This is a genomic window from Neisseria sp. P0022.S010 (assembly GCF_051956635.1).
Genome location: NZ_JBQCXF010000280.1, coordinates 1 through 3,808, shown reverse-complemented (window position 1 = coordinate 3,808; position 3,808 = coordinate 1). Strand labels below are relative to the sequence as shown.

At 46.3% G+C, this 3,808-nt stretch carries 2 protein-coding genes and 1 pseudogene; all 3 read right to left on the bottom strand.

From position 1 onward, the window contains the following. Nucleotides 1-31: 31 nt before the first annotated feature. Nucleotides 32-2,395 carry a phenylalanine--tRNA ligase subunit beta gene (gene pheT, locus ACTHUT_RS15325; RefSeq protein WP_250600052.1) on the bottom strand — a complete coding sequence of 788 codons (2,364 nt, stop codon included), beginning with the start codon at nt 2,393-2,395 and terminating at the stop codon, nt 32-34. A 103-nt stretch (nt 2,396-2,498) separates the two neighbouring features. Beyond that, a complete protein-coding gene (pheS, locus tag ACTHUT_RS15320) occupies nt 2,499-3,488 on the bottom strand; it encodes a phenylalanine--tRNA ligase subunit alpha (RefSeq protein WP_250600050.1) in 990 nt (329 codons plus the stop codon). A gap of 248 nt (nt 3,489-3,736) precedes the next feature. Then, a pseudogene (gene rplT / locus ACTHUT_RS15315) lies at nt 3,737-3,808 on the bottom strand (50S ribosomal protein L20); the annotation flags it as partial.

Genomic DNA, 3,808 nt, shown 5'->3' with positions numbered 1-3,808 from the left:
GGCAATTTTTGGCAACAACTTTTGTCTTATGTTAAGCGCGAAGCTGTGCATCTTTTTCGGCTGCCGCTTTAATCATTTTCGCAACCAAAGGCTCGATGACTTCATCTGTCAGCGTGTTTTCCATATCTTGCAAAATGATTTTGACGGCAACGCTCTTCATGCCTTCAGGCACGCCCGTACCGCGGTAAACGTCAAACACGCTGATTTCTTGAACCAGCTTGTTCGCCGCCGCTTTCAGGGCATTTAACAAATCATCATGCGTTACAGCCTCAGGCATTACAAATGCCAAATCTCGGCGTGCAGGTTGGAATTTGGATACGGACTGATAACGGGTTTTCTCACGACCCAATACCGCATCCATATTGATTTCAAACACCAGCGGCGCTTGTGGCAAATCATATTTTTGCAGCCATTTCGGATGCAATTCGCCAACAAAACCAACTACTCGGCCGTCTGAAACAATACTGGCGGCACGTCCAGGATGCAATGCCGGATGTTCGGTTTTAACAAATGTTACTTCCTTGTTTTTCAAGAGACTCTCAACATCGCCTTTTATATCGTAGAAATCCACGTTGCGTGTTTTCTCACCCCATTGCTCAGGCAGCACGGAGCCATACCACAAACCGCCGATACGTTCGTTTTGAACAAATTGAGCAGCCGAATCTTTGCTGAACACACGGGCAATTTCAAACACGCGTACACGGTTTTGCTTACGATTCAAATTGTTTTGCAAAACTTCCACCAAACCGCCGATAAGCGTAGAACGCATGACGGCATACTGCACTGCCAACGGATTTTGCAGGCGGATAGGATTGGTATTCGCAGCAAAATCTTGCTCCCATTGCTCATCCACAAACGCATAGCTGACCACTTCGCGGTAACCGCGTGCCGCCATTTCGTTATAAACCGCAAAACGTGGGCGTTTGGTTTCAGGCAAAGCCAACATTTTCAGACGGCCTGAAGTATAGTCGTCAGGAATATTTTCATAACCGTAAACACGGCCGATTTCTTCAATCAAATCAGCTTCGATCTCGATATCGAAACGGAAGCTAGGAGAAGTAACACGGAAGCCTTCTGCGGTTTTCTCAGGCTGCAAACCCAAGTGTTGCAAGATAATTTCGACTTGCTCGGCAGGGATTTCAACACCCAATACCATTTTCAGACGGCCTAAACGCAATTCAACCTGTTTTGCCTCAGGCAATTTGCCTTGTGCCTCAACCATTTCACCGGCTGCACCACCGCAAATCTGTAACACCAATTCGGTAGCACGCTCAATAGCATCAGCTTGCAAGCAGTAGTCCACACCGCGTTCAAAACGGAAAGAAGAATCCGAACCAAAACCGTATTGACGGGATTTACCGGCAATAATCTCCGGAGCAAACCAAGCTGCTTCCAACACAATATTTTGCGTGTCGTCTGAAACCGAGCTTGCCTCGCCGCCCATCAAGCCGGCCAAGCTCAACGCACCTTTTTCATCAGCGACCACCAGTGTATTGTCAGCCAAAGTAACCGTCTTCTCGTTCAGACACGCCAAAGTCTCGCCATTTTGAGCACGGCGGACAATCAAACTGCCTGACAGCTTGTCAGCATCGAAAACATGCATAGGCTGACCGATTTCCAGCATCACATAGTTGCCGATGTCCACTAATGCGGAAATGCTGCGGATACCGCTGCGCTCCAAACGTTGTTTCATCCAATCGGGAGTAGCCGCTTTCGCATTAACATTTTCAATAACGCGGCTGATAAAACGGCCGCAGTCGGCTGGTGCATCAATACGGACAGCCTGTTTTTTCTCACTGCCGATAGAGGCCGTCTGAATTTCAACAGGCGTAAACGCACATTGAGTCAACGCAGAAACCTCACGCGCGATACCCTTAACACTCAAGCAATCAGCGCGGTTAGGCGTAATTTTCAACGTAAACAGCGTATCGTCCAAATCCAAGTATTCGCGGATATTAGTACCGACAGGCGCATCTTCAGGCAAAATGTGCAGACCATCTACACCATCATCAGGCAAACCCAGTTCATTGGTCGAACACAGCATACCGTTTGATGGTACGCCGCGCATTTTAGTCGGCTTAATTTTGAAATTGCCCGGCAAAACGGCACCCGGCAAAGAACACGGCACTTTAATACCAAGCTTGACATTCGGCGCACCACAAACAATCTGAACCAACTCACCCGTACCGGCATCAACTTGGGTAACGTTCAAACGGTCTGCATCAGGATGTTTCTCAACGGATTTCACTTCGGCAACAACCACACCACTGAAAGCAGGGGCAGCAGTATCGATTTCTTCCACTTCCAAACCGGCCATGGTCAAAAGATGTTCCAGTTTATCGGCAGAAAGATCAGGATTGGCTTGGGTTCTCAGCCATGAATAAGGAAATTGCATATTATTTTCTCTACTATCAGGCCGTCTGAAACAAATTTTTATCAGACGAAATCAGTAATATCTATTCACTTTTCAGACGGCCTATCAAAAGACCATCTGAAATTTATTTAAACTGCTTCAAGAAATTCAAATCGTTATCAAAGAACAGGCGCAAGTCGTTCACGTTGTAACGCAGCATAGCGAAGCGGTCAAGACCGATACCAAAGGCGAAACCGGTATATTTTTCAGGGTCAATATTGACGTTTTTCAACACGTTAGGATGTACCATACCGCAACCGCCTACTTCCAACCATTTGCCATTTTCACCCATGATGTCGATTTCGGCTGAAGGCTCAGTAAACGGGAAGAAAGACGGACGGAAACGCACTTGCAGGTCATCGCGTTCAAAGAAGCGACGGATAAAATCAGTAAACACAGCTTTCAAGTCGGCAAAAGTCACACCCTCTTCTACCCACAAACCTTCAGCCTGATGGAACATAGGCGAGTGAGTGGCATCACTGTCTACACGGTAAACGCGGCCGGGGGCAATAATGCGGATAGGCGGCTCTTTTTTGTCGAGCATATAGCGGATTTGAATAGGCGAAGTGTGTGTGCGCAAAACGTCGCCGTTTTCAACGTAGAAGGTATCTTGCATCGCACGTGCAGGGTGATTTGCAGGAATATTCAAGGCTTGGAAATTATGGAAATCGTCTTCGATTTCAGGGCCGTCCGCTACTTCAAAACCCATACCGTGAAACAGCTCGACCACACGTTGCAAAGTTAAAGTAACTGGATGCAAACCGCCATGTTCTTGCGCACGGCCCGGCAAAGTAATATCCAATGCTTCTGCAGCCAATTGAGCTTGCAGCTTGGCTTCATTTAGGGTATCGCGTTTGGCATTAAAGGCCGTCCGAAACTGATTTTTGCATTCGTTGATGTGCGCACCTATGGTTTTACGCTCTTCAGGAGACATTTGACCCAAAGTTTTCAAAAGTCCGGTCAATTCGCCGGTTTTACCAAGATAGCGTGCTTTAATTTGTTCTAAGGCATTGAAGTCTTGCGCGGCTTCAATAGCGGCAATACCTTCTGCAACGATACGGTTTACATTTTCCATAGTGGTTTATCGTCTGTTTGTTGATGGCAGGCCGTCTAAAACAACAAAGCCGTCTGTTGGATTTGATTTCAAACCCGTTCAGACGGCCTTTTGTCTTACTGCGGCCAATCCGTTTGATAAGAGAGGCCTATTTTATCGCAAATTAGTATAAAAAAATAGAGTTTAAAGAAAGAAAATCAACTACATAGGATTTCTTTAAGAAAAGAAAAAAGGAAGCATAAGCTTCCTTTTTAAATAATCTTATCGAATTAAGCAGCCAAAGCAGCTTTAGCTTTTTCAACCAATTGTGCAAATGCAGCTTTGTCGAATACAGCCAAATC